Origin of the sequence: Synechococcus sp. KORDI-49 (assembly GCF_000737575.1) — a bacterium.
Taxonomy (GTDB): domain Bacteria; phylum Cyanobacteriota; class Cyanobacteriia; order PCC-6307; family Cyanobiaceae; genus Parasynechococcus.
This window is the reverse complement of sequence record NZ_CP006270.1, coordinates 584063-610962: the sequence shown is the minus strand read 5'-3', so window position 1 is coordinate 610962 and position 26900 is coordinate 584063. Positions and strand designations below refer to the sequence as shown.

At 64.0% G+C, this 26900-nt stretch carries 28 protein-coding genes; 15 read left to right on the top strand and 13 right to left on the bottom strand.

All coding sequences use genetic code 11. The features are described 5' to 3' along the window. Positions 1 to 10 precede the first annotated feature (10 nt). A complete protein-coding gene (locus KR49_RS13510) occupies positions 11 to 208 on the bottom strand; it encodes a hypothetical protein (RefSeq protein WP_084187942.1) in 198 nt (65 codons plus the stop codon). On the opposite strand from KR49_RS13510, the gene KR49_RS03300 reads away from it, so the two are divergent. The 5 genes from KR49_RS03300 (at position 207) to KR49_RS03280 (ending at position 7838) form a co-directional block, all read left to right on the top strand. Further along, a complete protein-coding gene (locus tag KR49_RS03300) occupies positions 207 to 3791 on the top strand; it encodes a UvrD-helicase domain-containing protein (protein WP_084187941.1) in 3585 nt (1194 codons plus the stop codon). The two genes, KR49_RS13510 and KR49_RS03300, sit on opposite strands and share 2 nt — an antisense overlap. Continuing rightward, positions 3788 to 5350, top strand: a complete 1563-nt coding sequence (locus KR49_RS03295; RefSeq protein ID WP_043691571.1) for an ATP-dependent RecD-like DNA helicase — start codon at positions 3788 to 3790, stop codon at positions 5348 to 5350. Before KR49_RS03300 ends, KR49_RS03295 begins: the two co-directional genes overlap by 4 nt. Then, on the top strand, positions 5351 to 5692 hold the full coding sequence (locus KR49_RS03290) for a phosphomannose isomerase type II C-terminal cupin domain (protein WP_043691568.1): 342 nt from the start codon (positions 5351 to 5353) through the stop codon (positions 5690 to 5692). Between the two features lie 104 nt (positions 5693 to 5796). Beyond that, positions 5797 to 7581, top strand: a complete 1785-nt coding sequence (locus KR49_RS03285) for a DEAD/DEAH box helicase (protein WP_043691566.1) — start codon at positions 5797 to 5799, stop codon at positions 7579 to 7581. Beyond that, the gene (locus KR49_RS03280; protein ID WP_043691563.1) at positions 7578 to 7838 is read left to right on the top strand and encodes a hypothetical protein; all 261 of its coding nucleotides are present in this window, start codon (positions 7578 to 7580) and stop codon (positions 7836 to 7838) included. The genes KR49_RS03285 and KR49_RS03280 overlap by 4 nt, the downstream gene beginning before the upstream one ends. Here KR49_RS03280 and KR49_RS03275 read toward each other — a convergent pair. Next, positions 7828 to 8013 carry a hypothetical protein gene (locus KR49_RS03275; protein WP_043691560.1) on the bottom strand — a complete coding sequence of 62 codons (186 nt, stop codon included), beginning with the start codon at positions 8011 to 8013 and terminating at the stop codon, positions 7828 to 7830. The two genes, KR49_RS03280 and KR49_RS03275, sit on opposite strands and share 11 nt — an antisense overlap. 198 nt (positions 8014 to 8211) lie before the next feature. On the opposite strand from KR49_RS03275, the gene KR49_RS03270 reads away from it, so the two are divergent. The 4 genes from KR49_RS03270 (at position 8212) to KR49_RS03255 (ending at position 13528) form a co-directional block, all read left to right on the top strand. Continuing rightward, positions 8212 to 8502, top strand: a complete 291-nt coding sequence (locus tag KR49_RS03270) for an RNA-binding protein (RefSeq protein WP_043691556.1) — start codon at positions 8212 to 8214, stop codon at positions 8500 to 8502. Between the two features lie 125 nt (positions 8503 to 8627). Then, a complete protein-coding gene (locus KR49_RS03265) occupies positions 8628 to 10397 on the top strand; it encodes an ABC transporter ATP-binding protein (RefSeq protein ID WP_043691553.1) in 1770 nt (589 codons plus the stop codon). Between the two features lie 70 nt (positions 10398 to 10467). After that, positions 10468 to 12567: a cation:proton antiporter gene (locus tag KR49_RS03260; protein WP_043691550.1), complete on the top strand. Its 2100-nt coding sequence runs from the start codon at positions 10468 to 10470 to the stop codon at positions 12565 to 12567. Between the two features lie 52 nt (positions 12568 to 12619). After that, the gene (locus tag KR49_RS03255) at positions 12620 to 13528 is read left to right on the top strand and encodes an LCP family protein (protein WP_043691547.1); all 909 of its coding nucleotides are present in this window, start codon (positions 12620 to 12622) and stop codon (positions 13526 to 13528) included. A gap of 15 nt (positions 13529 to 13543) precedes the next feature. Here the strand turns inward: KR49_RS03255 and psbP are convergent, their stop codons facing one another. Further along, positions 13544 to 14122 carry a photosystem II reaction center PsbP gene (gene psbP, locus KR49_RS03250; protein WP_043691545.1) on the bottom strand — a complete coding sequence of 193 codons (579 nt, stop codon included), beginning with the start codon at positions 14120 to 14122 and terminating at the stop codon, positions 13544 to 13546. A gap of 55 nt (positions 14123 to 14177) precedes the next feature. Between psbP and recR the strand changes: the two genes are divergently transcribed. The 4 genes from recR (at position 14178) to lipA (ending at position 18411) form a co-directional block, all read left to right on the top strand. Continuing rightward, positions 14178 to 14756 (top strand): recombination mediator RecR, encoded by a 579-nt coding sequence (gene recR, locus KR49_RS03245; protein ID WP_071839647.1) that lies wholly within the window; start codon positions 14178 to 14180, stop codon positions 14754 to 14756. Positions 14757 to 14866: 110 nt separating this feature from the next. After that, positions 14867 to 16762 carry a vanadium-dependent haloperoxidase gene (locus KR49_RS03240; RefSeq protein ID WP_052378151.1) on the top strand — a complete coding sequence of 632 codons (1896 nt, stop codon included), beginning with the start codon at positions 14867 to 14869 and terminating at the stop codon, positions 16760 to 16762. A 381-nt stretch (positions 16763 to 17143) separates the two neighbouring features. Further along, positions 17144 to 17347 carry a response regulator transcription factor gene (locus tag KR49_RS03235; protein ID WP_043691542.1) on the top strand — a complete coding sequence of 68 codons (204 nt, stop codon included), beginning with the start codon at positions 17144 to 17146 and terminating at the stop codon, positions 17345 to 17347. Between the two features lie 164 nt (positions 17348 to 17511). Beyond that, positions 17512 to 18411 carry a lipoyl synthase gene (lipA, locus tag KR49_RS03230; RefSeq protein ID WP_043696637.1) on the top strand — a complete coding sequence of 300 codons (900 nt, stop codon included), beginning with the start codon at positions 17512 to 17514 and terminating at the stop codon, positions 18409 to 18411. On the opposite strand, the gene KR49_RS03225 is transcribed toward lipA, so the two are convergent. After that, positions 18396 to 18920, bottom strand: coding sequence for a hypothetical protein (locus tag KR49_RS03225; RefSeq protein WP_043691539.1), 525 nt, complete (start codon positions 18918 to 18920; stop codon positions 18396 to 18398). The genes lipA and KR49_RS03225 overlap by 16 nt on opposite strands. Positions 18921 to 19124: 204 nt before the next feature. Further along, positions 19125 to 20102, bottom strand: coding sequence for a DUF952 domain-containing protein (locus KR49_RS03220; protein ID WP_043691537.1), 978 nt, complete (start codon positions 20100 to 20102; stop codon positions 19125 to 19127). A gap of 57 nt (positions 20103 to 20159) precedes the next feature. Here KR49_RS03220 and KR49_RS03215 point away from each other — a divergent pair, with 57 nt between their 5' ends. After that, the gene (locus KR49_RS03215) at positions 20160 to 20309 is read left to right on the top strand and encodes a hypothetical protein (RefSeq protein WP_156957083.1); all 150 of its coding nucleotides are present in this window, start codon (positions 20160 to 20162) and stop codon (positions 20307 to 20309) included. After that, positions 20309 to 20494, top strand: a complete 186-nt coding sequence (locus KR49_RS03210; protein WP_043691531.1) for a hypothetical protein — start codon at positions 20309 to 20311, stop codon at positions 20492 to 20494. Before KR49_RS03215 ends, KR49_RS03210 begins: the two co-directional genes overlap by 1 nt. On the opposite strand, the gene KR49_RS03205 is transcribed toward KR49_RS03210, so the two are convergent. From KR49_RS03205 to lysA, 8 genes are all read right to left on the bottom strand, one after another. Beyond that, the gene (locus KR49_RS03205) at positions 20449 to 21435 is read right to left on the bottom strand and encodes a rhodanese-related sulfurtransferase (RefSeq protein ID WP_084187938.1); all 987 of its coding nucleotides are present in this window, start codon (positions 21433 to 21435) and stop codon (positions 20449 to 20451) included. The genes KR49_RS03210 and KR49_RS03205 overlap by 46 nt on opposite strands. Beyond that, positions 21432 to 22298: a PfkB family carbohydrate kinase gene (locus KR49_RS03200; RefSeq protein ID WP_156957082.1), complete on the bottom strand. Its 867-nt coding sequence runs from the start codon at positions 22296 to 22298 to the stop codon at positions 21432 to 21434. Before KR49_RS03200 ends, KR49_RS03205 begins: the two co-directional genes overlap by 4 nt. A gap of 5 nt (positions 22299 to 22303) precedes the next feature. Next, the gene (locus KR49_RS03195; protein ID WP_043691529.1) at positions 22304 to 22546 is read right to left on the bottom strand and encodes a hypothetical protein; all 243 of its coding nucleotides are present in this window, start codon (positions 22544 to 22546) and stop codon (positions 22304 to 22306) included. 29 nt (positions 22547 to 22575) lie between these two features. Continuing rightward, entirely contained in the window at positions 22576 to 22827 is a 252-nt protein-coding gene (locus KR49_RS03190) for a hypothetical protein (RefSeq protein WP_043691525.1), read from the bottom strand. 67 nt (positions 22828 to 22894) lie between these two features. After that, complete coding sequence (bioB, locus tag KR49_RS03185; protein WP_043691522.1) at positions 22895 to 23887, bottom strand: biotin synthase BioB; 993 nt, start codon at positions 23885 to 23887, stop codon at positions 22895 to 22897. Continuing rightward, on the bottom strand, positions 23884 to 24666 hold the full coding sequence (locus tag KR49_RS03180; protein WP_043691519.1) for an isoprenyl transferase: 783 nt from the start codon (positions 24664 to 24666) through the stop codon (positions 23884 to 23886). Before KR49_RS03180 ends, bioB begins: the two co-directional genes overlap by 4 nt. After that, the gene (gene cdaA, locus KR49_RS03175) at positions 24663 to 25502 is read right to left on the bottom strand and encodes a diadenylate cyclase CdaA (RefSeq protein WP_370593972.1); all 840 of its coding nucleotides are present in this window, start codon (positions 25500 to 25502) and stop codon (positions 24663 to 24665) included. Before cdaA ends, KR49_RS03180 begins: the two co-directional genes overlap by 4 nt. A gap of 13 nt (positions 25503 to 25515) precedes the next feature. Further along, entirely contained in the window at positions 25516 to 26895 is a 1380-nt protein-coding gene (lysA, locus tag KR49_RS03170) for a diaminopimelate decarboxylase (protein WP_043691516.1), read from the bottom strand. Between the last annotated feature and the right edge of the window lie 5 nt (positions 26896 to 26900).

Here is a 26900-nt window from a genome sequence, read left to right as displayed (position 1 = left end):
TCGCTGAGAGTCAGAAACCAAAACTGTTGACGAGGGCGAAGATGTAAAGCCCGACGATGGCCACTCCGAGCAGCCCGATTGATGTTAATTGGCGTGCCATGGCAAAAAGATCGGCACGTCTGTTGTGGCTCAGCACCCAAATCGTGTCAATCAGCAAGGAGCAATGGTGAGGGAACGCCATCAGACTTCTGATGTCGCTTCCCGGCATGGTTCAGCGGTTTGAGGCCAACAGCTATCCCCTGGTCCCAGGGCTGCGCCTGCTCGAGGCCAGCGCCGGAACCGGCAAGACCTTTGCGCTCGCCCATCTCTGCCTGCGGCTGATCACCGAAGCGCAGCATCCGCTGGAGCAGCTGCTGGTGGTCACCTACACCGAAGCTGCGGCGGACGAGCTGCGTTCACGCATCGGCCAGCGCTTCCAGGCTGCCCTCGAAGGCCTGGAAGCGCTCGAGACTGAGGCTGCTCCTCCAGCTGCCGACCCGGTTCTTGAGAACTGGTTGGAGCATGCGGCAGACACCACGCTTCGCAGGCAGTGGATCAGCTGCCTGCTTCTTGCGCTGGAACAGCTCGATCGGGCCGATATCACCACGATTCATGGCTTCTGCCGCCGCACGCTGCGGCGGATGGCCCTCAGCAGCGGGGCTGCCATGGATCCTGAGCTGGAGACCGACTCCACCGACCTGCTGCAGCAGGTGGTGCAGGACATCTGGCGTGACCAGCTGCTGACGTTGCCTGCGGATCAGCTCATTGGTCTGCGCCAAAGCGGGCTGTCTCCGGAGGCGATGGTGCAGGCCCTGCGGGTTCTGGACGGCGAGCCACATCCCTGCGTTCTCGCAGAACGGGATGACTTCGACCCCGACGAACCCCTTGCCGCTCAGCTGCAGCTCTGGATGGGGCGCTGCTGGGAGCGTTTTCTCATTCTCTGGAAGCGGGATGGCGAATCGCTCGAAACACGCTTCCGCAGCAGTGCCGCTCAGTGGAAGGCCCAGGGCTGCAGGGACACAAAGCCCTACAGCGGCAAGCCCCGCACGGATCGTTGCGCATTGCTGGATCGGTGGATTGCCGATCAGAACGGCATTCCGTCGCTGACCGCGATTCGCGCGCAGAAGGGACTTCTGCGCGACTACTTCCACCCCGGATGCTGGTGCAGTACCGCCAGACGCTGCGGCGAGAGCGATCCCTCGCTGGCGGCAGCGGAGCTGCAGCAGGTGATGGCCGCCCTCTGGGACGGACCACCTGAGCGGGTCTGGCGCTTTGTTCTGAACCGCGCGCTCCGGGAGCTTGCCGCGAGGCGGACGCGCCGCGGTGTGATCTCGTTCCCCGGGCTGCTGGCGGCCCTGGATCCGGGAGAGGAGGACGCTCCATGGCTGGAGCCGTTGCGGTGTCGTTACCGGGCCGTGATGGTGGACGAATTCCAGGACACCGATCCCTTGCAGTGGCGCTTGCTGCGCCGGACCTTTGCGGAGCGGGGGAATCATCTGCTGTTGCTGGTCGGTGATCCCAAGCAGGCCATCTACCGATTCCGAGGCGGCGACCTGGACACCTATCTCCAGGCACGCCGTCAGGCGGACCGGATTGACGCCCTTCAGGAGAACTTCCGCACCACACCGACTCTGATGCGTGCCCTGAATGATCTGATGCGCCCTGGACTGGTGCGTTCCGAACTGCCGGTGCCTGCGGTGGAGCCCCGCGGCAGTGCGCAGGCTCCTCCGCGGGGTTGCCCGCTGCAGCTGCTTCATTGGTGCGGAGAGACTCCGCTCACCAAGACGGCACTGGTCGAGGAGCTGCCACTGCGTCTGGCGGATGCCGTGCTGCGGCTCCTGCAGGAACGGGACGACCTGACGCCTGCGCAGCTCTGCCTGCTGGTCAGCACCCACCGTCAGGCCACGGAGTTGCGTCGGGCTCTGTCGAGCCGAGGCCTGCCGACCCGTCTCGTGAGCCAGGGGGATGTGTTCGAGACGGAAGCGGCCGTGGTGCTTCAGCGCCTGCTCGATGCTCTCGCCCAACCCGGGGATGAGCGGCGTCTGCGGTTGCTGGCCTGCTCGCCCCTGATGGGATGGCCGCCTGATGATCTGAGCATCGACGGTCGCCTGGACCAGCTCGCCCTGCGGCTGCGTGCATGGGCGGTCCAGATGCCGACGATCGGTCTTCTGGGATGCCTTTCGGACCTTCTGGATGGAGAGCGGATGGCGGAGCTTTCCGATCGCGGCCGGATGCTCGGTGATCTGCAGCAGGCGGCCCGGCTGGTGCAGGAGGTGATGCACCGTCAGGGACTCGACATCGCCAGTGCCGCGACCTGGCTGAGGCGTGAGCGTCTGCACCCTGCTGATCCCGTTCCTGAACCGCGTCAGCCCCATAGCGATCTCGTTGAAAGTGCGATCGCCGTGGTGACCGTGCACCGCAGCAAGGGGCTGGAATATCCGGTGGTGATCTGCCCGACGCTCTGGGAAGGCCCCCGGGTCGGGGGTGGTCCGCTCTGGCGGGACGGCGGGGAGGGTTCCTGGCGGTTGCTGCTCGATTCCCGCTGGGGACGGGGGCTGGACCTGGCGCAGCAGGAGGAGACGGCGGCGATGGCTGAGGCGGAACGCCTGGCCTATGTGGCGCTCACCCGTGCACGCTCCCAGTTGGTGCTCGTCTGGGCCAGGGTCACGCGTCAGGAGGGCTCTCCGCTCGTGAGCTGGCTGTTCGGTGCGGATGCCGTGGGTCAGCCGATCGATCAGTTGACGGATGAGCGCCTCAGTGCGGAACTGGCTGAGCGAGCTCTGGCGATCGAGCTGACCAGCCTGGAACCGCCGGATCCGGCACCCCGTCGCTGGCGCAGCCCTGCGCCAACTGACCGTCTCTGCATCGGTGCGGTTCCGCAGCGAATCGACCGCCGCTGGGGCCGCTCCAGCTACTCCGCCTGGACGGCCACGTCGGAGGATCCGGCCCGTCATGAGCAGGGTCGCGATGCCGATCCTGAGGGTGAGGAGATCCTTGATGAGGTCGACGACCACTGGCCGGAGGATGGCCCGCTCCGTGATTTCCCGCGGGGTGCCTCTGCCGGGGACTGCCTGCATCGCATTCTTGAGCAGGTGTCGTATCAGCCCTCCACACCGGATCCGGAGCTGGTCGAGGCGGAGCTCCGCCGCGCGGGGCTCGACATCAGCTGGGTCCCGGCGGTGCAGCAGGGTCTCCGCCTGGTGGTCGAGACCCCGCTCGGTGGTCCCCTCGGCGATCTGAGCCTCGATCAGCTCGCCCCGGAGCAGCGACACCCCGAACTCGGATTCGACCTGCCGGTTGAGCAGGTGCGCACGGCTGATCTGGTCAAGGCCTTTCAGGCCGAGCCTGAGGCCCGTTTCGGGGAGGACTATCTCGAACGGCTGGCGAGCCTCTCGGTGAACAGCCGCGGGTTTCTGACCGGATCGATCGATTTGGTGTTTGTGGATCCCAACCTGCGCTGGTGGGTCTTGGACTGGAAAAGCAACTGGATCGGCGAACGCTCCGGTGATGGCTCAGACGACCGCTGCGGTCCGCGTCATTACACCGATGCGGCCATGGGCCTGCAGATGATCCATCACCACTACCCGCTGCAGGCTCATCTGTATCTGGTGGCTCTGCATCGCCATCTGCGCTGGCGCCTCCCCGGCTATTTGCCTGAACGTCATCTGGGTGGTTACGTCTACGCCTTCCTGCGCGGGATGCCCGGTTCCCGTCAGCCCGGCTCGCGTGCCGCTCCGGGGCGGATCGTCGAGCCGGCTCCACTGAGGCGGGTGCTGGCTCTCGACCGGTTGCTGCAGGAGGGGGGACGGTGACCGGAAGCAACTGGCCCGCCGGTTTCGCCGCAGCAGTGCATGCGGTGCTGGTGCGGCATCGACCGCCGTCCGAGACGGATGCCGCTCTCGAACAGCTCAGTACCGATCTCGTGGCGGCTCTTGAGCAAGGCGAGCTTTCACTGCCGCTGACGGCGGAGCGCCGGGCAGTGGCGCGATCCAGCGGCTGGCTGACTGGCGAGGCGGCGCCGCTGATGGTGGAGGGGGAGCGGATCGGCTGGCGCCGCTGGCTCACAGCGATGCAGGCGGTGGTGGATCAGCTGTTGGAGCGGGCTTCCAGGCCTGTGCCTGTCTCCCGCTCCGGTGCGCTTCCGGATCTGCCGCGGGGCCTGAATCATGAGCAGCGCCAGGCGGTGCTGGCACCGGATCACCTGTCTGTGGTGCTGCTCAGTGGTGGACCCGGCACCGGCAAGACCAGCACCGTGGTGGAGATGCTGCAACGGGCGAGGGCCCGCCATCCGGATCTGCGCATCGGCCTGGCCGCGCCCACCGGAAAGGCATCGCGCCGTCTGGCGGATGCCGTTCGCCCCCGATGTCCTGATCTCCCATGCAGCACGCTTCATCGTTGGCTCGAGGCTTCCAGTGCTGGGTTCCGCCGCAACCGGAGCCGGCCTCTGGAGCTCGATCTCCTCGTGATCGACGAGATGTCGATGCTGGATCTGGCGTTGATGCAGGCTCTGTTGGAGGCTCTTCCCTCCGGCTGCCGCCTGATCCTGGTGGGAGATCCGGCACAACTGCCGCCGGTGGGCAGCGGTGCGGTCTGGCATCGGCTTCAGGACCCTGACGTGCGGGACCGCTTCGGGCCTGCTGCGGTGCAACTAATGCACGTCTACCGCAATCGCGGCGCCCTTGCTCAGCTGGCCAGCAGGCTTCGCGAGGACGGTCTGGAGGGATTCGCGCAGGAACTGGATGGATTGCCGCCGGCAGCGAACGTGCTGCATCGACGGGAACCTCTGCAGCGACTGCCGTTGGCGCTGCGGAAGAGCTGGCCCTCGCGTTTGGAGCGTCTGGCTCAGCTGGCATCAGGCCTCGAGATGATGCAGGAGGCCGATCTGGAGGAGGCGTCCCAGCCATTGCTCAGGGAGCTCGAGCACGATCTGGTGCTCTGTCCCAGACGCCAGGGGCGCTGGAGCCTTGAGGATGTTCATCGCACCCTGCTGGGAGCGGCCGGCGTCCAGGACCCCTGGAGTTGGCCGGTCGGTCTACCGGTGATCTGCGGCAGCAATCAGCCGGAACTTGGGCTCGCCAACGGCGATCTCGGCGTCAAGCTCGGGCTTGGAGAGGGCTCCTGTCTGCTGTTCCGTGTGCTGGGCGCAGACGGCAGCGTCGTGGTGAGGCGGCTGCATCCGGCCCGGCTGCAGCGAGTGGAGCCGGCGGTGGCGCTCACCATCCACCGAGCACAGGGCAGTGAGGCGGATGGCGTCACGGTGCTTTGGCCGCATTCGCTGCAGTCCGATCCCCTGGACCGTCACGCCAGCCGGCTGCTTTACACGGCCATCACGCGTGCGCGTGACACCCTTGAGTTGATCACTCCGGACTGAATGCGGGTCCAACGCCCCTGGGGCTGGTACGAAGACCTCCTCTCCGGAGACGGGTACAAGGTGAAGCGTCTGCTGGTCCGCAGCGGTCGGCAGCTCTCACTGCAACGTCATCACCATCGCAGCGAAAGCTGGACCGTGGTGGCCGGGGATGGCGCTCTTCTCTGCGGTGAGACGTGGCAGGACGCAAGCATCGGTGTGATGCTCACCATCCCATGCGGCACGGTGCATCGCGCGCGGGGCGGACAGAGTGATCTGATCATTCTTGAAGTGCAGCACGGGGCCGTTTTGCGTGAGGACGACATCGAGCGGCTTCAGGATGATTACGGCAGGGTGATAAGTTAAGAACGAACCTTTGAAGCGTGGGCAACACAACCGGAGTGTGATCGTTGATCACCGGGAGGTTGTGAGCCTGATTTCAGAGATCAATCAGGCTAGGGCCACTTTTCATGACAGAACAGCAGCAGCAGCACGGGGAGACCCTGTGCGCCGTGGATCTTTCCGCATCCGAACTTCCGGCGAAGAGCCCGGACGACGTTTTCACCACCACAATCGATGCCTCAGCTGAGGATCCTTCCGGATTTGCGGGGTTCGGGTTCAGTGAAGCGCTGCTCCGCACGCTGACTGACAAGGGCTACAGCGAACCCTCTCCGATTCAGCGGGCGGCCTTCCCTGAACTGATGCTCGGCCGCGATCTGGTGGGTCAGGCTCAGACCGGCACCGGCAAGACCGCTGCCTTCGCACTGCCTCTGCTGGAGCGTCTGGAGTCCGGCAGCTCCAGACCCCAGGCGCTTGTGCTGGCTCCGACCCGTGAGCTGGCCATGCAGGTGGCCGACTCGTTCAAGGCCTACGCCGCCGGTCATCCCCATCTGAAGGTGCTGGCGGTTTACGGCGGCTCGGATTTCCGCTCCCAGATCCAGACCCTGCGCCGCGGGGTTGATGTGGTGGTGGGGACCCCTGGACGGGTGATGGACCACATGCGCCAGGGAACCCTGGACACCAGTGGCCTGCGCAGCCTGGTGCTGGATGAGGCCGATGAAATGCTGCGCATGGGCTTCATCGACGATGTCGAGTGGATTCTCGAGCAGTTGCCTGAGCAGCGGCAGGTGGTGCTCTTCTCGGCCACGATGCCGCCCGAGATCCGAAGGCTTTCAAAGCGTTATCTGAAGGATCCTGCCGAGGTGACGATCCGGACAAAGGATCAGGAGGGGCGTCGGATCCGCCAACACTCGATCACGGTGCCGATGAGCCACAAGCTGGAGGCCCTGCAGCGGGTTCTCGATGCCTGGGGTGGGCAGGGAGTCATCATCTTCGCCAGGACCAAGGCGATCACGCTCACCGTCGCCGAGACCCTTGACGGCAGCGGACATCAGGTGGCCGTGCTCAATGGCGATGTACCTCAGAACCAGCGTGAGCGAACGGTGGAACGCCTGCGCAGTGGATCCATCGACATCCTGGTCGCCACCGATGTGGCGGCCCGCGGCCTGGATGTGGATCGCATCGGGCTGGTGATCAACTACGACATGCCCTTCGACAGCGAGGCTTACGTGCACCGGATCGGCCGAACTGGTCGCGCCGGCCGGTCCGGAGAGGCGGTGCTTTTCGTGACCCCCCGCGAGCGTCGATTCATCAGCAATCTCGAGCGCGCCACGGGCCAGCCGATCGAGCCCATGGAGGTGCCGGGGAATGCGGCGATCAATCAGGGGCGTCTGGATCGGCTTCACCAACGCCTCAGTGATGCCGTGCAGAGGGAACGACCCTCAGAAGAGGAATCCGCTCTGCTCAAGGAGCTGATCCAGCGCATCGGAACCGAGCGCGACATCACCCCTGAGCAGCTGGCCTACGCGGCCCTCAATCTGGCGATCGGTCCGGAACCGCTGCTGCGCCAGCAGGGGGATGACGAGTGGATTCAGAACAACAGCCGTCGCGAGCGTGATCGTGATCGTGACCGCAAGAACGGTGATCGTCGCGGAGAGCGGTCGAGCCGGCCTGCGGAGGAGTCGATGCAGCGTTACCGGGTTGAAGTTGGCCACCGGGACCGGGTCAAACCGGGCAATCTTGTGGGCGCCATCGCCGGTGAGACAGGACTTCAGGGCCGCATGATCGGTCGCATTCAGATCTTTGAAGATCACAGTTTCGTCGATCTTCCGAAGGGGATGCCAGAAGATATCTTCAGCAATCTGCAAAGGTTGAAAGTGATGAACAAGCAGCTGCAGATCACTCAGGCCAAATGACAACGTTGCTGACAGCAGCTGTTCTGGGCCTTCTGCTCGTGGCCCTGCCAGCTTCCGCTCAGGAGGACGAAACGATGATCAAACGTTTCTGTCTTGCAGCATTCGACGCGGCCATGAAGCAAGCAGGCAAAACCCCTCCTGACGGTATGGGGGGATCCACCTGCGATTGCTTCATCCAGCAGGTGAATCAGGGGGCAGGACTCGATGCCGCCAAGCAGACCTGCACGGCTGAGGCCATCAAGGCGTTCAAGAGTTGACCTGGGGGGTCACGCGTCGTTCCGCCAGAGCAAGTTCCTCCACCACACGGATCAGCTCCAGCTGCACGTCCGGAAGGCTCTCTCTGATCAGGGTGTTCAGAAGCACCAGTCGATCGCACGGGATCAACTCTCCGTCAGTCGTCCAGTGCAGGGCTTGAAGTGAAAACGACGACATACGCTGATCCACTGTCAGGGTCTTCTGACAATGGGGGCAAACATCGCTCCCATGTCATGGTCTTTCGATTTGCTTCTCTTTTTCGTGTTGAATCGTGCGAGGGCCCTGTAACGTCAGAGTGCTGACGCCTGAGCATCGGAACTCCGACCTCTTCGGAGCCGGCTCGCGCGGTTGAGCACATCCAAAGGTTCCACGTTCATGACCATCTACATCGGCAATCTCTCGTTCCAGGCCGAACAGGAGCACCTGTTTGACCTGTTCAGCGAGTACGGCGAGGTCAAGAACTGCAGCCTCCCTCTCGACCGTGAGACCGGGCGCAAGCGCGGTTTCGCCTTCGTTGAGATGGTGAATGACGAAGACGAGCAGAAAGCGATCGACGACCTCCAGGACGTCGAGTGGATGGGTCGGATGATCCGCGTGAGCAAAGCCACTCCACGCGAGCGCTCAGGTGGCCCCCGCGGTGGCGGCGGCGGCGGTTATCGCAACTGACCTGGAGGCCCCAGGCGGCACCGTCCTGAAGTTCCAGCGCGATCTCCTGGGTCTGGATCCAGGAGAGGCCCGCTGCTGACGATGTTGAAACAGTGACGGATCCAACCCTCAGGACGATTGCAGACATGCCCCCTTTGAGGCGCTTGCTTGGTCATCTGGCGCCCCAGAGACGGCTGGTGATCACGGCCGTCAGTTGTTCCCTTCTGAACAAACTGTTCGACCTGGCGCCTCCAGCACTGATCGGTCTGGCGGTTGATGTGGTCGTGCGGGGCCAGCAGTCATTGCTGGCCGGCTTCGGCATCAGCGGCGCTACGAACCAACTCGGCGTGCTGGCTCTGCTCACGATGGTGATCTGGAGTGCCGAATCGCTGTTCGAATACCTGTACGGAATCCTCTGGCGCAACCTGGCTCAGACCACGCAGCACAGCCTGCGGCTCGAGGCCTACGCCCATCTCCAGAGGTTGGAATTGTCCTTCTTTGAGCAGGACAGCAGCGGACGGCTGCTGTCGGTGCTCAATGACGACATCAACCAGCTGGAGCGGTTCCTTGACCGTGGTGCCAACGAGATCCTGCAGCTTCTCACCACGGTTCTGGTGGTTGGGATCGGCATGGCGGTGATCGCACCGGGTGTGGCGGTGTTCGCCTATCTGCCGATTCCTGTGATCCTTGTCGGGTCGCTGCGCTTTCAGAAGCGCCTGCAGCCCCGTTACCGGGACGTGCGGGCCCGCGCTGGTGATCTGGCGGCGCGGCTGTCCAACAACATCGGCGGCATGCTCACGATCAAGAGCTTCACTGCCGAGGCGCTTGAGCTGGAACGGCTGCGCGGAGAAAGTGAGGCCTACCGACAGAGCAATGCCAGAGCGATCCGTCTTTCAGCCGCCTTCATTCCGCTGATTCGTTTCGCGATTCTGTTCGCTTTTCTGGCGATCCTGCTGGTCGGGGGCTTCAAGGCGGTCGCCGGCGAGTTGGAGGTCGGCACCTACAGCGTGCTGGTTTTCATCACCCAGCGACTGCTTTGGCCGCTCACCACCCTGGGCCGCACGTTGGACGACTACCAACGTTCCATGGCCTCCACCCGTCGGGTGCTGGACCTGATCGACACCCCGATCGGCATCCGGAGCGGTCCGATGGTTCTGGACCGGCGGCTGGTGCGAGGGGAGCTGCGTTTCGAGGCGGTGGACTTCGCCTATGACGAGCGACCTCCGCTCCTGCAGGACTTCAATCTGGTGCTGCCCGCAGGCAGCACGATCGGCATCGTCGGTTCCACCGGCTCCGGTAAGAGCACGCTGGTCAAGCTGCTGCTGCGCCTCTACGACCATTCCGGCGGTCGCATTCTTCTGGACAGCCGCCCGATCGAGACACTGCGTCTCGAGGATCTTCGCCGGGCGATCGCCCTGGTCAGCCAGGACGTCTATCTCTTCCATGGAACGGTGGCGGAAAACATCGCTTACGGCAGCGATGCGGCCGATCCTGCTGCGATCGAACGTGCGGCCCGACTGGCCGAGGCGGCGAGCTTCATCGAGGAGTTGCCCCATCGCTACGAGACCCTGGTGGGTGAGCGGGGGCAACGTCTGTCCGGTGGCCAGCGTCAACGCATCGCGCTGGCCAGGGCGATTCTCAAGGATGCTCCGATTCTGGTGCTCGATGAAGCCACAGCAGCGGTGGACAACGACACCGAGGCAGCGATCCAGCGTTCTCTGGAACGGATCACCCGTGATCGCACGACCCTTGTGATCGCCCATCGCCTGAGCACGATCCGGCATGCCGATCGCATCGTGGTGATGGAGCGGGGACGCATCGTCGAGCAGGGCCTCCACGATGATCTGCTCGCCCTCGGCGGCGTTTACACGAACTTGTGGCAGGTGCAGGCCGGGGAACGGGCTTGCGCTTCCTGAAGAACCCGTTGCCTGCGGTCGGACCGGTGACCATGCTTGAGCGTGACTTACCTGGCTCTGCCATCAGTCCATGGCGATGGAGGCCTCGGTCAGCCACGTAATGCACCACCCCCTTGGGGTGTTCGCTCTGTTGGTGGCGATCAGTGCGGCCGTGCCGCCCCTGATCCGACGCCTCGGCTTGCCTGATCTGGTCGGTCTGCTGCTGGCGGGCGTGCTGATCGGCCCCCATGCTCTGCAGTGGGTGGACACCGACAGCGAGACGGTGCGGCTGCTCTCTGATCTGGGAGCTGTCTATCTGCTGTTCACGATGGGGCTGGAGATCGACCTGGAGGAGTTCAACCGGGTCAAGCGCCGCTCCTTCATCTACGGCTTGCTGATCCTTCTGATCGGGGTGGCCACTGGGGTTTCCATCGGATGGATGGCGGGCTTCGCGGGGGTGTCCTGCCTCTTGCTCGGGGCGTTGATGGCCACGCACACGCCGCTGGGCTATCCGATCGTCCGCAGCTACGGAGCTCAAAAGGATGAGGCGGTGGTGGTGAGTGTCGGGAGCACGATCTTCACCGACATCGTCGCGCTGCTGTTACTGGCGGTTGGCCTTGGTCTGGGCAAGGGGGATCTCAGTGGGGCCGGCCTCACCTGGTTGCTGGTGAAGATCGGCTTGTTTGCCCTGATGGTGGTGCTGGGGATCCGCTGGCTGGGACAACGTCTGGTGATCCGCGGGATCAACGATGAAAACAGGATGGTTCTGGCCGTGCTGGTCGCCCTGTTCCTGGCGTCCCTTGGGGCGGAGCTGGCGGGGGTGGAGAAGATCGTCGGCGCCTTCCTTGCTGGACTGGCGGTGAATTCTGTTCTCCCGGAGGGGCGGGTCAAGGAGCAGGTGATCTTCATCGGGAGTGTTCTGTTCATCCCGATCTTTTTCATCGACCTCGGCCTGCTGCTGGATGTGGGAAGCCTTGGGGAGAGCCTGTCCAACTATCAGTTCACGGGCCTGATGCTGGTGGGAGCGATTGGCGGCAAGGGACTGGCCTCCTGGATCAGCGGGGCTCTGTTCGGTTATCGCCGGTCGCAGATCCTGATGATGTGGTCGCTCACCATGCCCAAGGTGGCCGCCACCCTCGCCACCGCATTCATCGGTTTTCAGGCGGGATTGCTGAATCAGATGGTGCTCAATGCCGTCCTCGCCGTGATGGTGGTGACCGCCACCCTCGGCCCGATCCTCACGGAGCGGTCGGTGACGCGCTTGACGGAGGATCGGCAAGGCATGGTGCCGACCAGCTTCGGGGAGGAGGCTGCCACCGCTGACGGAGTCAGTGAGGTCGTGCAGCGACCGTTGCGGATCGTGGTGCCCATCGCGAACCCCGGCAATGAAGGGGGACTGCTCAACATCGCGTCGCGGCTGCTGCGTGGATCAGCTGGTGGGGAGGGATTACTGCTGCCTCTCGCCATGGTCAATCCCAGTCTCGAGGAGGTGCGCGGCGGCCTCAACCGCGCTGTCGTCGCGGCCCGTGGTCGACTGGCTGCCGCAGCGGCGATCGGCAGTTCCCTGCAGGTGCCAACCCGAACCCTGCTGCGACTCGACGAGGACATCGCCGGGGGCATGAGCCGCACCGCCCTCGAACAGTCGGCGGACCTGCTGCTGATCGGAGCCGGACGGGCGGACCAGCTGCGGGCCTGGTTCCTCGGAGACATCGTCGATGGGGTCTGCCGCACCGCCCATTGCCCCGTCGTGGTGGTGAACCTCGGGCGTCAGCGCGTCACCGCCCTCAGCCGCATCCTGGTACCCATCAAGGATCTCTCCGCCAGCGCACGCGAGCAGTTTGAGCTGGCCCTGAGGGTGATCAACACAGCGGCGCTGGAGGAGCGCACCCGCATCACGTTGCTGCATGTGCATGATCCCCGCTTCAGTGGGCAGGACCGGCGCTGGATGGAGGAGCAGCTGATCCGCTGGAGGCCTCAGGGGATCCCGGCAGAGCGCTTTCACATCGTGATCGTGCGTGGGCCAGGCATCGATGTGGCGATCCATCGCCTCAGCCGTGAGCATGACCTCGTGATCCTTCGCACACAGCGCAGACGGGTGGCCGGCTTGCCGATCCCCGGCAGCGACCGCACGAGCAAGTTGATCAGTCAGCTCCCCTGCGCGGCGATGGTGATCAGCGATCCGCTGGTCTGACCATCCAGAACAAAAGGTTAAGGCAAGGTCAAGCTCTGGTTATGGTAAAGAGATGGTGATCCAGTCCTCGCCGAAGCCGCGTCGACCCCTCTGGGTTGCGGCTTTCATCGGCCTGTCTGGAGGGTTGTTGCTCTCGGTGCCGCTCAGCCGCTTGAGCGGGGATCAGTCCGTCGAGTCGATGCCTTTGCCGCTGGGAAATCCCTTCGGCAGCTGGGCTGGTTTTGGGCCGAAGGAGGTTGTCGTGCTGGGCCGGGATGCGAGCGGCAGCAACACCGATGTGATCTTCACCGTCAGGGTCCAGGGAGGTCGCACGACGATCACTCAGATTCCCCGTGACAGCTACATCGACAGCGATGGCTTCGGAGCCATGAAGATCAACGGTCTGCTGGCGAGAGGAGGTGCGGAGGCGGTGGAGCGAGAGCTCACGCGATTGATGAACCGTCCGATACGTCATCACATCGTGGTCCGGTTGGATGCGATCGAGACGCTTTCCGACATGGTCGGCGGCATCGAGGTCGACGTGCCGAAGCGTCTCTACTACGTCGACCGCAGCCAGGGTCTGGTGATCGATCTCCAGCCGGGTCGACAGATTCTCAGAGGCGGGGATCTGGAGGGGTTCCTGCGCTGGCGTCAGGATGGGCGTGGGGATGTCGGCAGGCTTGAGCGCCAGCAACTCGCGTTGAAGGGACTGTTCGAGCGGATGCGGCAACCTCAGAATCTGATTCGCCTTCCGGCCTTGATCGCCGCCGCGGGCGGTCAGCTCCAGACTGACCTCGGTCCGTTGCAGATGGGCGGTCTGATCGCCGCGATGGGGACCACCGATCTGGAGACCAAGCGATTGCGGGCCAAGCCGTTCTATCGCGGGGGCATCAGCTATCTGGACACGGAATGGCCTGCGCGGGACCCCAGCGGTGCCGAGGCCAGCGAGGCGAGCAGCCGCCGCTTTCGATTTCTGTTCTGAATCCCGCCAACGGGCTTACACCAGCAGATTCAGGGAGCGCACCACCCGTCCGCAGAGATCGCTGACTTTCGGCCAGCGCTCTTCGTTGGTGCTGGTGGCCAGGGTGTAGAGACGCCCGCGGTCCACCACCACCGTTGCCAGCTCGTGGCGGTCACGATCCTCCAGGTGCACGGCGTACTCCAGGTCATAAAACGTGTGCCCGTTGGTTTCACGCTCCCCGGCTTCGATCAGCTCGGCTGTGCGGCCGCTGCCTGCGGTGGCGATCACCTCACGGCGCAGCCTCTCTCCCACCGCCACCGCGCTGCCCAGCTCGCTGAGGTCGTTGCTTTCGTCCACTTTGTTCACCATCAGGCTCACGGTCTCGTCGCTGTGGATGAGGTCGTGAAACACAACCCTGGGGCCGTTGCTCACCTGCACCTGGGTCCAACCTGTTGGGTAGAGGAAGGCGAAGCGTCCGTCGGGGCTCTGGTACGACTGCAGTCCGGCGGTTGGACCGGCTGCGCAGGCTCCCAGGGTGAACGCCAGGGCTGCACAGGCCAGCAGTCGGGTGAGGGATCGGAACAGCTGCATCGTGGCCTGAACGGATCGGGGCATTCTGCCTAGAGTCTGATTATGCGGCGGCAGACCCCTGAGCGGCTTCACCCGACCGTTGGCCCGACTGATCGATCAGTTCGAACGGCTGCCCGGCATCGGCCCCCGCACAGCCCAGCGTCTTGCCCTGCATCTGCTCAATCAGCCGGAGGAGCAGATTCATCAATTCGCTGATGCTCTGCTGGCGGCGCGCACTCAGGTGGGCCAGTGCCAGACCTGTTTTCATCTCTCGGCGGAACCCCAGTGCGAGATCTGTCGCAACCCGGAGCGGACCAACGGTCTTCTCTGTGTGGTGGCGGATTCCAGAGACCTGCTGGCGATGGAGCGCACCCGGGAATTCCGTGGGAGGTATCACGTTCTCGGTGGCCTGATCTCGCCGATGGACGGGATCGGCCCTGAGCTGCTTCAGGTGACATCACTGGTGGAACGTCTCGGCAGGGAGGATGTCAGCGAGGTGATCCTGGCGCTGACCCCCAGCGTCGAAGGCGACACCACCAGTCTTTATCTGGCGCGACTGATCAAGCCGTTCTGTCAGGTGAGCAGGATTGCCTACGGGTTGCCGATGGGCAGCGAGCTCGAGTTCGCCGATGAAGTCACGCTGAGCCGGGCACTGGAGGGGCGTCGACCGGTCGAATGAACCGAATCCCTCAATCTGAAAGGAGCCTGAGAACCCACTGAGAAACACGACAGATGACGGTGTGAACCTTGAAGGACTGCCTTAAGACTTGATGGGTCAGGTCCTTCCCGATGACGTTTCCGCTCTTCTGGCTTCCCCGCCGGCGCTCCCTCAGCTCCCGGGAGATCCGCTTCGAGCGGCACGATGAACGGGCGGCCCGGGCTGTCGAGCTGTTGCCACAGCCGCAGCCACCTCTGGTTGCGATGGAGCTGCCTGAGCCGATCGATCCATTCGCCCTGGAAATCGTCACGGTTCCCGACATTCCCGAGCCGTTGAGCGCGGTGCAGGACGAGCTGGATCAGATGGCCCAGGCCCTGGTACCTCCGGAGCTGCCAGAGCCTGCATTTGAGATCCCTCAGTTGGACGTTCCTCCCTTGGACGTTCCTCCCTTGGACGTTCCTCCCTTGGACGTTCCTCCGTTGGACAGGCCTGAACTTTCTGCTCCCGCGTTGGACGCTGTTGCGCTGAACGGTGCTGACTTCGGGGCCCTCAACCCCGACCCACAGCCGACGGTGGTGGCCCGATGGAACGAGCTGGCTCTGCAGGCGATCCGGGCGGATAAGCCCGTGCCAACCGTGATCACGCGCGCCCTGCATCTGGCCCACGCTGCGATGTACGACACCTGGGCGGCGTTTGATCCCATCGCCAAGGGGGCCTACACCGATCTGCGACGCAGCAGCCTGACTCCTCAGCGGACGATTGAACGGGCGATCAGTCATGCGGCGCATTCCGTTCTATCGACTGTGTTTCCCCACCACAGCGATCGATTTGATGACCTGCTGGAGCAGCTTGGCTTCGATTCAGCTCGACATCCGATGGCGCGTTTCGGCCGCCAGGTTGCCGAGTCGGTGCTGTCAGCGAGGGCTGAAGACGGCTCCAATGCAGGCAACGGATACGACGATCCGTCGGGCTATGCCTCCATCAATCAGGAGGGAAGTGGGGAGTTCGATCCCAACCGCTGGACTCCGCTGCGAATTCCCAACGGCACGGCCGTGGATGAGAACGGGATTCCCATCGCCACGGATGATCCCTCGACCTACACCCTGCAGAGTCCGCTGACCCCGCACTGGGGCGATGTCACCCCCTTTGCAATCAGCGATGGTGCCGCATTCCGTCCGGTGGCCCCCCCTCAGCTGGGTGATTTTTCGGTGTACACCGACGCGACAGGCTTCACGTCCACCAACGATGAGGCCTACAGGCGCCAGTTCACTGAGGTCGCCGCCATCAGTGCCACGCTGACTGCCGAGCAGAAAGCGATCGCTGAGTACTGGGCGGATGGGCCTCTCAGTTCCACACCTCCGGGGCACTGGAATGAATTTGCTCATGATCTTTCAGCCCGCGAGGAGTACGGCCTGGCAGATGACGTGAAAATGTTCTTCGCCCTGAACAATGCGTTGTTTGATACCGGTATCGCCGTATGGGATGCCAAATATGCCCACGATTATGTTCGCCCTCAGACAGCGATCCGTCATCTTTTCGAAGATCAGGAGATCATCGCCTGGGCTGGACCGAACAAGGGATCGCAGACCATTCTCGGTCAGGACTGGCAGCCCTATCAGGATGTGACCTTCGTCACGCCTGCCTTCCCTGAATACACATCGGGCCATTCCGGCTTTTCATTCGCTGCCGCAACGGTGCTCGAGGCTTACACCGGTTCAGATGTGCTGTTTGATGGACACAGCCGCGGGGTGCAGGATCTGGATGGTGATGGAGAGCGGGATCTGATTGGTGCCTGGTCGACGGATGAGTTGTCCTTTGAGGAGTACGACGGAGACACGATTCGTCTGAGCTGGAACACGCTCTGGGATGCGGCGGCGCAGGCTGGACGCTCGCGTCTGTACGGTGGGATTCATATTCAGGACGGCGATCTCCGAGGCCGTGCCATGGGTCAGCAGGTGGCGGAAACGGTCTGGGGTCAGACGGAATCCTTGTTTTCAGGTTTCGGTGAAACCTCTCAACTGATCTGACTCGCCGTTGGTCCCCCCTGCGGATGTCGTGTTGTCTGAATAATCACGTCAGTTGAAGGATGTGGTTGGGTGCATCCAGCAGTGAAGCTGATGACGTCCAGCGGAATTTCGATCTTCTCTACTTCGAGCCGAAGGGACGCCTGTTCTTCAATGAGAATTGAGTGGAGCGCGATTTTGGAGACGGGGGCCTTCTTTGCACCATGAAGAATGCCGGTGAGATCACAACCGATCAGATCGCTCTGGTCTGATCCCGTGGAGCCTCAGTCGGTCGTTGGTTCAGCGAGCTCTCAGGGAATCCTTTCCGGCCCCTCAAGTCCGCGCTGAATGCCATGAGGACAGTGGAGCCAAGGGTGAGAACCCTCCCAATCACACCACTGAACCGTGACGACGACGACGCTGACCTCTCGAGAAAGCGCTGTACTCCAGCTGCTCTGCGAGGGATGTTCGAACCGAGAGATCGGGCGGGAGCTTCATATCGCTGAGACCACCGCCCGGGACTACGTTCAATCCGTGATCCACAAGATGAACACCCGCAACCGCACCTCGTGCGCGGTGGAAGGAATCCGGCGGCGACTGGTGTCCTGACGCGGCAACAGCAATGAGTTTTGTAGCGGAAATCACACTTCCCTGAAATCAGGGCGACATTGAACTCGCCGGTGGCATCGCTCCGGGTGGGTTCACCCTCCTGGCCACCGGCTCCCACCATCCGCTGCCGACACGGTCAGAATCAGGGCTGGTCAGCTCACTGCATGAGCAAGTACAGCGCCATTCCCCCTGCCGAAAGGCTTCCCGAATGGCTTCGCCGCCCGATCGGGAATGCTTCTGACCTGGAGCGGGTTCAAGGCCTGGTGAAGCAGAACAGGTTGCACACGATCTGCGAGGAGGGGCGCTGTCCCAACCGCGGCGAGTGCTACGCATCCGGCACGGCCACTTTTCTTCTGGGGGGATCGATTTGCACCCGCAGCTGTGCCTTCTGTCAGGTCGAGAAGGGGCAGGCGCCGATGCCGGTCGATGCCGGCGAGGCCGTGCGAGTGGCCGAGGCCGTGGAGGCGATGGGGTTGCGTTACGTCGTGCTCACCGCCGTGGCCCGCGATGACCTCGACGACCATGGCGCCGGGTTGTTCACGTCCACGATGGCCGCGATCCGGCAGCGCAATCCGCTTGTGGCCATTGAGGTGCTCACCCCGGATTTCTGGGGGGGTGTCACGGATCAGGAGCAGGCCCTGGCGGCGCAGCGAGGGCGGCTTGCCACGGTGCTGGCCGCCGAACCGGTGTGCTTCAACCACAATCTGGAGACGGTTGAGCGTCTGCAGGGTGAGGTGCGGCGCGGAGCCACGTATCGCCGTTCGCTTGGACTGTTGGAGACGGCCAGGACGCTTGCGCCGCGGATTCCCAGCAAGTCTGGGCTGATGCTCGGACTCGGCGAGACCCGGGATGAGGTGATCCGTGCGATGCAGGATCTGCGTCGTGTCGACTGTCAGCGCCTCACATTGGGTCAGTACCTGAGACCCTCCTTGGCCCATATCCCAGTGGCCCGCTACTGGACGCCCGAGGAATTCGCGGAGCTGGGGGAGGTCGCCCGGGAGCTGGGGTTTGACAAGGTCAGCAGCGGTCCTCTGGTGCGGAGCAGCTATCACGCGGCGGACTGACGCCAGCGCTGCTCGCTCAGGGTCAGAACCGAGCAGCAGTCCGCACACATCAGAACTCCGGCACCGCCCCACACCAGACGCAGAGGGAGATCCACCGGCGCTGCTGCCACCTCCCGTACCGGTGTGAAACCGCGCTGCCGGAAGTAACGCACCAGTCGTCTGTGCTGGCGGTCGTCGTCACGAATGGCCAGAAGCCTGGCCCGGCGGCAGGGGGTGCTCTCCAGAGCCCAGGCCATGGTTGCGGCCCAGATCAGGTCTCCGACTCCGCTCGGAGCTGAGGGCAGCACCCGCATTGTGTCGAGTTGCAATCCGCTGATGGCGGGGTAGGCCCAGCCTTTCAGTTCCCCGAGCAGTCGTGGCGGACCATCCGATTGGCGTGATGCCACCACGAGCCTCAGGGCCCAAAGCCCGAGCGGCCGATTCAGCCTGATGCGCAGCAGCAGTCCTCGGTCGCTGGCGTCCGATTCCAGGTCAGCGAGTTGAGGAACGTCGGCACATCCGGATGTCATGGGCCTCCATCAGGGCCGAGGTCGACGCCCATCGTCGTAAGGAGCAGTGCTCCAGCAGTCTCTTCAGTTCCCTGCCGGTCCAAAGCAGCGCCGTCTGCTGGGAGGTCTGCGTCTGGGGATGCATCAGATGCCATCGACCAACCCGTCATAGAGCCCCTGCGCCGTTGTGCAACCCCTGGACTGTCACAGTGCCACTTGCTGGTCTCATGCTGCTTCTTGGTCGTAGCGATCCGCTGAGATCACAGCGTCCAGGGAAAGTGCTCCGTAGAGGTGTGGGAAAAGCTCCCCGGTCGGAACCGCGTCAGCCCGCAGTGGGGCGGTCAGCTGGGCAGGGTCGATGCGCAGCAGCAGCACGTTTTCTGCATCGGCGTAGAAGCGATCAAAGGTCGCCTTCACCTGCTGTTCCCACGAGCAGTGAATGAATCCCACTTCGTCAAGGCGCATGCCTCTGGTGGAGATCCGGTAGGAACCCTCTGCCCTGGCCATCCGCCAGTCTTCGGCGAGGGCCAGATGGAACAGGGGTTGATCTCTCGGGACCGGCACAGCATCGGCAGGGAACAGCGGTTGAAGCCCCCCGGGACTCCAGGGATCAGCCCGCTGCATCAGGCGCTCGAACATCGGATCCTCGAGAAAGCTCCGAAGCCAGATGCGCAGAGGGGCCAGCTCGGCATCCGCGTCGAAGTCCTTCGGATCGGCGATTCGCCATTGGCGAACAAAGGGCCAAAGGGCGCCGTCGGTGACGCCCATGCAGGGTCCGCTCAGCCAGCCCCGCGCCGCAATCCGTTCACTCCAGCGCTTCAGGATGGAGATCCCCGCATGGCGGTGGTGCTCGCGCCGCTCTCCTGGATAGCGGTCGGTGTACTTGAAACGATCCAGGTGGTGCTTGAACGGGCCATCGTTCTCACGGATCAGATCCGCGCTGCCTTCGCCCCTCTGCAGCAGATCGCGCGGATCCGCCTGCTCAAGCGCCCAGCGCATCACCTGCAGGCTCTCATCGATCACCTGCCCGCCCTCGAGCACCAGTACCGGAACGGTCCCTTTGGGTGACACCGTCAGCATTTCCCTGGGCTTGGCCTTGAGTTCGATCTCGCGCCAACGCACCAGAAGCCCAGCCTGCAGCAGGGCCCAGCGCGCCCGCATGGCGAACGGGCAGCGCCGGAAGCTGTAGAGGATCGCGGTCATGGTCGTGCGTCTTTCGGGCAGATGCGCAATGCTGCCCCTGGAGTGTGCTCCACGCCCATGCGATGGCTTGTCCCGATCGGAATCCTCGCCTGGATGGCAGGGCTGTTTGTTGCGCATCATGCGATCCATGCCGGTGGCTGCATGACGGAAGCCCGATGGGCGTCGCAGAACGATGAGGTCTACGACCGCGAACTGGAGGTGGAGTGATGGCCCGCAAACGCATCTCATTCCGAGATCCGGTCTGGCTGATCCCGATGGTGATCGTGGTGCTTGCCTGTTCCGTGCAGACCTTCCACCTGGTGCAGCATGCCAAATACTGCAAGAGCAACGCGGAGTGGACCTCGATCTACGAGCAGAAGGCGGAGGATGCCCTCGATGAGGACGACAGCTGATCGATCTGTTTCTGGCGCATCGTGAACCGTTCCCGGTCGCTGTCGCTGAAGCGATCGATGCAATGCAGGCACTGCACTCCCTTCACATAACTGGGCAGATCCCGTTGCTCCGGTGACAGGGGCAGCCCGCAGGCGTGGCAGAGGCTGTGGACTCCAGGTTCCAGCTGATGGTTGAGCGCCACCCGCTGATCGAACACGAAGCATTCACCCTGCCAACGGCTGTCCTCTTCCGGCACCTGTTCCAGGTACTTGAGGATGCCGCCCCGCAGATGGTGCACCGGGCCGAAGCCGCTCTGCTGCAGGTAGCTGCTCGCCTTCTCGCAGCGGATGCCACCGGTGCAGAACATGGCGATCCGCTGCGGCTGTCGCTGCGCGATCAGTGGGCGCAGAGTCCGCTCCGCCCAGTCCGGGAAGTCGCGGAAGCTTTCCGTGCCTGGATCGAGGGCTCCTTCAAAGCTGCCGATCGCGGTCTCATAGCTGTTCCTGGTGTCGATCACCAGCGTGTCGGGGTCATCGACCATGCCGTTCCAGTCCTGTGGATCCACATAGATGCCCACGCTGGACCGTGGATCCGCTCCGGCCACACCCATGGTCACGATCTCCTTCTTGCGTCTCGCCCTGAACCGTCGGAACACAGGCCTGTCACTCCAGCTGCACTTGACCTCGAGCCGCTCGAACGGCTGAGCCCCCAGCGCAAGTCGGTCGCGCAGTCGGGTCAGCAAGGCTTCCACGCCCTGCGCAGGCCCGCTGATCGTGCCGTTCACCCCTTCCTCGGCAACCAGAACAGAGCCGAGCACATCCCCCCGATGCGCCAACGGCGGCAGCTCAGCAAGAATCGCCTCACGCCGTTCGTCGTTCAAGGGTGTGAAGGCGTAGAAGGCTGCCACCATCAGCCGGTTCATGCCGCAGTCCGGCCCTTCATGATCAATCGTTCCGTTCATGGGTTTCGGATGATTTCGGCGCTGATGACGCTGGTGGTTCCGTAGGGCCCGAATCGTGTGGCGCACGCAGCCCCGCAGCTGGCTCCCAGCTTCACGGCCCGCGTGGCACTCCAACCCGCGGCGAGTCCTGCCGTGACTCCGGCCGCGAAGCTGTCGCCGCACCCATAGGACTCCACCAGAGGAGCATCGGGTGCAGAGGCTGCATAGCGGCCACCCGGCCGCAACCAGCCTCCATCGGCTCCCTCCGTTGCGATGACCAGAGCTGGCGCGGGGTCCAGAGCATCCTCAGGAAGCTGTTCTCCCGGATCGAGGGCACTGCCGATCAGGGCGTCCAGTTGGACGGCGGCTCCCTGCAGGACGGGCAGGCGCAGCCGTGGTGTTGCCGTCAGCACCCTGGCAGCCCGGGCACGGCGAAGGCCATCGGCATCCGTCGCGGAGACGAACACGCCATCACAATCCTGCAGCAGCTCCCAGGGCAGGGAATCCTCTGCCGTCGGCGTCAGTCGTTCGCCGATCACCGTGATCGCCCGATCACCGGTGTGGTCCACGAGGCTGAGGCCGCGGCGGCTGGGCTGATCTCGCCAGGCCACGTGAGGATCCACTCCAAGTTCCCGTAATCGCTCCACACTCCGTCGTCCGATCGCATCGCGACCGAGGGCCGTGAAAAAAGGCACCGTGGTTCCTGTCAGCCGTGCCAGCTGAACCGCCACAACGGCACCGGCTCCAGCCGGTTCCTCCAGACTGCGGGCGGCCCGGCTGATCAATCCCGGCCGAGGCAGGGCATCGACCTGAAGGAAAGTCACCCATTCCTGATGGCCGATCACTGCCAGCTTCACCGGCGGGAGGCCGGATGCGGCTTGCATCAACATCAGTTGTCCCGTCGGGTATCGATAATCCGGGCCAGCTCCAGCACATAACCCGCCGTGCACCAGCGTCCATGGCTGCGAGCGCGGTTTTCGGGGTCGGACCGAATCTCGGCGGTTTCGGCCATCAGCAGATCGAGCTCCCCCTGGGGAAGTTCGTAGAGATCCTGCAGTTCCACCTCACGGCCGAGCAGATGGCTGCGAAACCATTTGCGTGACTGCTCCTGGGCTGGAATCTCTCGCGGCATGGCGGAACTCCGCGGGGGGATGGCGTGATTCAGAGGATTCCGAGGGGCCCCTTCTTCTTCTTGCAGTAGCCGGCGCCGATGTTCACCCACCCCTCCAGACATGCCTCGCCGTTGGTGGGAGCCACCTCGTAGTAGACGGGCGAGACACACGTGGTGCCGAGGGTGTTCACATAGCCCATGGGGCATTGGTCATGACCGGCAGCCTTGGGAATCTCCTTCTGAGCGAGAGCTGCTGCAGGAGCCAGCAGAATCGGCAGCAATGCCAGAAGGAACGGACGCATGACAGGGGAGTGAATGCAGTTCTGTCTTAGCTCAGGGCGCAAGCCAGGCTCCCGAATGCGTTGCCTCTCAAGGAGCGCAGCTGACGGGGGATTCCGCGTTCTCCTGCCAGTTGGCCTGCACCCCTGCATCCCTGAGCAGCTGCCGGTCGGCCTCCACATCCGGATTGCCGGTGGTGAGGAGGGTGTCGCCGTAGAAGATCGAATCAGCTCCGGCCTGCAGGCAGAGGATCTGGGCTTCCCGGCTCATCGATTCACGCCCGGCGCTGAGCCTCACGCGTGCGCGGGGCATCAGGATCCGCGCTGTCGCCACCATCCGAACCAGGTCCAGTGGCTCGAACGGAGCCTGGTCCTGTAGGGGCGTTCCTTCCACAGCCACCAGACCGTTCACCGGAACACTCTCCGGATGGGGATCCATGCCGGCCAGCACCTGAAGCATTGAGGCGCGGTCTCTCAGCGATTCGCCCATGCCGATGATGCCTCCACAGCAGAGGGTCACCCCGGCTTTCCTGACCCGTTGCAGGGTCTCCAGCCGTTCCTGGTACGTGCGGGTCGAGATGATCCGGTCGTAATGCTCGGGGCTGGTGTCGAGGTTGTGGTTGTAGGCAGTGAGCCCGGCATCGGCGAGCCGTTCCGCCTGTCGGTCGGTGAGCATGCCTGCGGTCACGCAGGCTTCCAGGCCGAGCTCGCGCACGCCCCTCACCATCTCCAGCATCGCCTCGAAGGGGGTGCCGTCACGGATCTCACGCCAGGCCCAGCCCATGCAGAAGCGGTCGGCACCGGCCTGCTTCGCGGCCCGTGCCCTCTGAAGCACGGGCTCCACCTGCATCTGAGCATCGAAGCCTGTGACGTCGCTGCTGTTGTGGATCGACTGAGAGCAATAGGCGCAGTCCTCTTCGCAGCCCCCGGTCTTGACGCTCAGCAGCGAGGCCAACTGCACCTTGTAACCGGGGTTGGCTTCCCGGTGCACGGCCTGGGCCTGCCACAGCAGCTCCATCAGGGGCTGCCGGAGGAGGGCCAGGATTTCCTCGGTGGTCCAGTCGTGGCGCAGGGTCAGCGTCATGGCGAAATCGGATCCAGGCCCCCGAAGCGGCGTTGACGGCTCTGATAGTCCAGCAGGGCTCTGGTCAGGGCTTCAGGGCCGAAATCAGGCCAGAAGACGTCGGTGACATGGATCTCCGCGTAGGCCAGTTGCCACAGCAGGAAGTTGCTGATCCGGTGTTCACCACTGGTGCGGATCAGCAGGTCGGGATCCTGCTCGCCGGCGGTGAACAACTCAGCCGCAACGCTGTTCTCATCGATTTGCAGGGGGTCGAGCTCGCCATCTGCCGCCCGCTGGGCGAGCCTCTGGGCAGCGCGCACCAGCTCGCGTCGTCCGCCGTAATTGGTGCAGACGTTGAAGTGAATGCCATCGTTGCCGGCCGTCCGGTCGGTGGCATCGGCGATCAGCTCCTGCAGTTTTTCCGGCAGTCCTTCCAGATCGCCCAGGAAACGGATGCGCACCTGTTCCTGCTCCAGCGACCGCAGCTCCTTCTGGAGAACGCGTTCAAACAGAGTCATCAGGAAATTCACCTCATCGCCGGGCCTCGCCCAGTTCTCCGTGGAGAAGGCATAGGCGGTGAGAGCCTTGATGCCCCAGTCGCTGCAGAGGCGAAGCGTCGATTTCAGGGCCTCCACCCCAGCGCGGTGACCCATCACCCGCGGCAGGCCGCGGGACTCGGCCCAACGGCCGTTTCCGTCCATGATCACCGCCACATGGGATGGAAGCCGAGCGATCTCAAGCTCCGGCGGGCAGACGGAACGGGGAGCGGCGTCGGTGCTGGCAGCCGGTGGTCGGCTCAAGACAGCGATTCTGACGGGGAGCTCCCCACCGTACGTCGTGCAGGTGGCAGGGCCTCCGCCGTGCTGAACAATTCGCGCAGCAGCTCCTGCAGACGACTGCTGGTGATCGGACGTTCCAGACGGCCCTGATTGGCAAGGGAGAGGGTGCCCGTCTCCTCGGAGACGACGATGCAGATGCAGCGGTCAAAGCGTTCGGTGATCCCTAGCGCCGCGAGGTGGCGTGTGCCGTAGCGGCTCACGCTGTGACGGGACAGAGGAAGAATGACGCCGGCCGACTCGATGCGATTGCCTCGCACCAGCACGGCACCGTCATGGAGCGGTGTGTCGGCGGCGAACAGGTTGAGCAGCAGCTCCCGGCTGAGCTGGGCTCCGATGGTCACCCCTGGATTGAGGAAATCCTCCGGACGCAGATCGCTGCCCAGATCGACAACGATCAGGGCTCCGCGGCGTTGCTGGGAGAGTTTTCCTGCGGCGTCGGTGATGTGGGCCACGGTGCCGGCTGTGGCACGGAACTCCTTCTGGGGATTGCCCAGCAGCACAGCAAGCCGGCCGGTGCCCAGAAGTTCCATCAGCCGACGCAGTTCCCCCTGCCAGAGAATCGCCAGTGACAGGGAGCAGGCGAGAACGAGGGCATCCACCAGCTTCGAGGTGAGCGGCAGGTTGGCGAACCGCTGCACGAACCAGGCGGTGGCCACGAGGAACAGATAGCCGCGCAGCAGCCAGAGGGTCCTGGCCTCGTTGACCCGCGAGAACAGCAGAAAACCGATTGCAGAGGCAAACAGGACGTCGAGAACAAGGCGCGGATCCACCACCGCCAGCACGTTCACCCCGCCCATCTCCCTGCTGCCATCAACGTACCGCTCGGAAGCGCTCCGGCAGCACGTCGTAGCGCAGCAGGTCATCCGGCTGCTCGCGCTTCTGAACCAGCTCAGCCGCTCCGTCATTCACCACCACCGCAGCCGGGCGGGGGATGCGGTTGTAGTTGGAGCTCATCGACGCGTTGTAGGCACCGGTGGCGAACACCGCGACGATGTCGCCACTGCTGGTGGTCGGCAGATTGAGGTCCTTGAGCAGCACGTCGCCCGACTCACAGTGCTTGCCCACCAGGTTCACCGTTTCAGTGGCTTCCGCCAGGGGCCGGTCCGCCAGGCAGCAGGTGTAGAGAGACTGGTAGGTGATCGGCCGTGGGTTGTCGCTCATGCCACCGTCGATGGCGACGTAGGTGCGCACTCCCGGGATCGTCTTGCGAGACCCCACGCTGTAAAGCGTGATGCCTGCCGTGGCGACCAGAGACCGCCCCGGTTCGCACATCAGACGGGGAAGCTCCAGATCCCTTTCTCGGCATGCCGCGGTAACGCCCTCCGCCACCACCTTCACCCAGTGGTCGATGCTCGGCGGGTCATCGGTTTCCACATAGCGGATTCCAAGGCCACCCCCCACGTTGAGATCGGTCACCGGGTGGCCGAGCCGCCGGGCCAGGCCGAGGGCATCCGCCATCACCGCGGCCAGGTCGCGATGGGGCTCAAGCTCGAAGATCTGAGATCCGATGTGGGCATGCAGACCGGTCAGTCGCGCCCAGGGTTGTCCGACCAGTTGCTTCAGCACCGACTCCAGCAGGTCTGGATCGAAGCCGAACTTGCTGTCCAGATGTCCGGTGCGGATGTATTCGTGCGTGTGGCACTCGATGCCCGGGGTGAAGCGCAGCATCAGGCGTGCCGGTTCGCCGCCTGCTGGCACCAGCTGCTCCAGCCGCTCGAGGTCGTGCTGGTTGTCCACCACGATCGTCACGTCGTTGTCGTAGGCGAGCAGCAGTTCCTCATCGCTCTTGTTGTTGCCATGCAGCACCATCCGCCGACCGGGCATGCCCCCCTGGAGCGCCGTGAGCAGCTCACCGGCGGAGACGGCGTCCAGTCCCAGCCCCTCGGCCGCAGCGATGCTGCTCATCAGCAGAGAGCTGTTGGCCTTGGAGGCGTAGACCGGCAGCGACTCTCCCGGGTAGTGCCGTTGAAGGGCGTCCCGGTAGGCGCGGCAGGTGCTGCGCAGGGTCACCTCATCGAGGACATACAGCGGTGTCCCGTAACGCTGCGCCAGTTCGCTCAGCAGGCAGCCGCCAACGAGAAGCCTGTCCTGGTCATCCAGCTCCGTGGTGAGGGGCGCGAGATTGCGGTTGGGGCTGCTCGGATCCCGGGCCGCTTCGTAGGGCCTTGTGCTGGCGATGGTCTGAGTCAAAACGG

Bases quoted from the DNA above. Each gene is read 5' to 3' on its own strand.
- KR49_RS03300 (WP_084187941.1), top strand. From the start codon at position 207: ATGGTTCAGCGGTTTGAGGCCAACAGCTATCCCCTGGTCCCAGGGCTG.
- KR49_RS13510 (WP_084187942.1), bottom strand. From the start codon at position 208: ATGCCGGGAAGCGACATCAGAAGTCTGATGGCGTTCCCTCACCATTGC.
- KR49_RS03290 (WP_043691568.1), top strand. From the start codon at position 5,351: ATGCGGGTCCAACGCCCCTGGGGCTGGTACGAAGACCTCCTCTCCGGA.
- KR49_RS03285 (WP_043691566.1), top strand. From the start codon at position 5,797: ATGACAGAACAGCAGCAGCAGCACGGGGAGACCCTGTGCGCCGTGGAT.
- KR49_RS03280 (WP_043691563.1), top strand. From the start codon at position 7,578: ATGACAACGTTGCTGACAGCAGCTGTTCTGGGCCTTCTGCTCGTGGCC.
- KR49_RS03275 (WP_043691560.1), bottom strand. From the start codon at position 8,013: ATGTCGTCGTTTTCACTTCAAGCCCTGCACTGGACGACTGACGGAGAG.
- KR49_RS03270 (WP_043691556.1), top strand. From the start codon at position 8,212: ATGACCATCTACATCGGCAATCTCTCGTTCCAGGCCGAACAGGAGCAC.
- KR49_RS03265 (WP_043691553.1), top strand. From the start codon at position 8,628: ATGCCCCCTTTGAGGCGCTTGCTTGGTCATCTGGCGCCCCAGAGACGG.
- KR49_RS03260 (WP_043691550.1), top strand. From the start codon at position 10,468: ATGGCGATGGAGGCCTCGGTCAGCCACGTAATGCACCACCCCCTTGGG.
- KR49_RS03255 (WP_043691547.1), top strand. From the start codon at position 12,620: ATGGTGATCCAGTCCTCGCCGAAGCCGCGTCGACCCCTCTGGGTTGCG.
- psbP (WP_043691545.1), bottom strand. From the start codon at position 14,122: ATGCCCCGATCCGTTCAGGCCACGATGCAGCTGTTCCGATCCCTCACC.
- KR49_RS03240 (WP_052378151.1), top strand. From the start codon at position 14,867: ATGACGTTTCCGCTCTTCTGGCTTCCCCGCCGGCGCTCCCTCAGCTCC.
- lipA (WP_043696637.1), top strand. From the start codon at position 17,512: ATGAGCAAGTACAGCGCCATTCCCCCTGCCGAAAGGCTTCCCGAATGG.
- KR49_RS03225 (WP_043691539.1), bottom strand. From the start codon at position 18,920: ATGACATCCGGATGTGCCGACGTTCCTCAACTCGCTGACCTGGAATCG.
- KR49_RS03220 (WP_043691537.1), bottom strand. From the start codon at position 20,102: ATGACCGCGATCCTCTACAGCTTCCGGCGCTGCCCGTTCGCCATGCGG.
- KR49_RS03215 (WP_156957083.1), top strand. From the start codon at position 20,160: ATGCGATGGCTTGTCCCGATCGGAATCCTCGCCTGGATGGCAGGGCTG.
- KR49_RS03210 (WP_043691531.1), top strand. From the start codon at position 20,309: ATGGCCCGCAAACGCATCTCATTCCGAGATCCGGTCTGGCTGATCCCG.
- KR49_RS03205 (WP_084187938.1), bottom strand. From the start codon at position 21,435: ATGAACGGAACGATTGATCATGAAGGGCCGGACTGCGGCATGAACCGG.
- KR49_RS03200 (WP_156957082.1), bottom strand. From the start codon at position 22,298: ATGCAAGCCGCATCCGGCCTCCCGCCGGTGAAGCTGGCAGTGATCGGC.
- KR49_RS03195 (WP_043691529.1), bottom strand. From the start codon at position 22,546: ATGCCGCGAGAGATTCCAGCCCAGGAGCAGTCACGCAAATGGTTTCGC.
- KR49_RS03190 (WP_043691525.1), bottom strand. From the start codon at position 22,827: ATGCGTCCGTTCCTTCTGGCATTGCTGCCGATTCTGCTGGCTCCTGCA.
- bioB (WP_043691522.1), bottom strand. From the start codon at position 23,887: ATGACGCTGACCCTGCGCCACGACTGGACCACCGAGGAAATCCTGGCC.
- cdaA (WP_370593972.1), bottom strand. From the start codon at position 25,502: ATGGGCGGGGTGAACGTGCTGGCGGTGGTGGATCCGCGCCTTGTTCTC.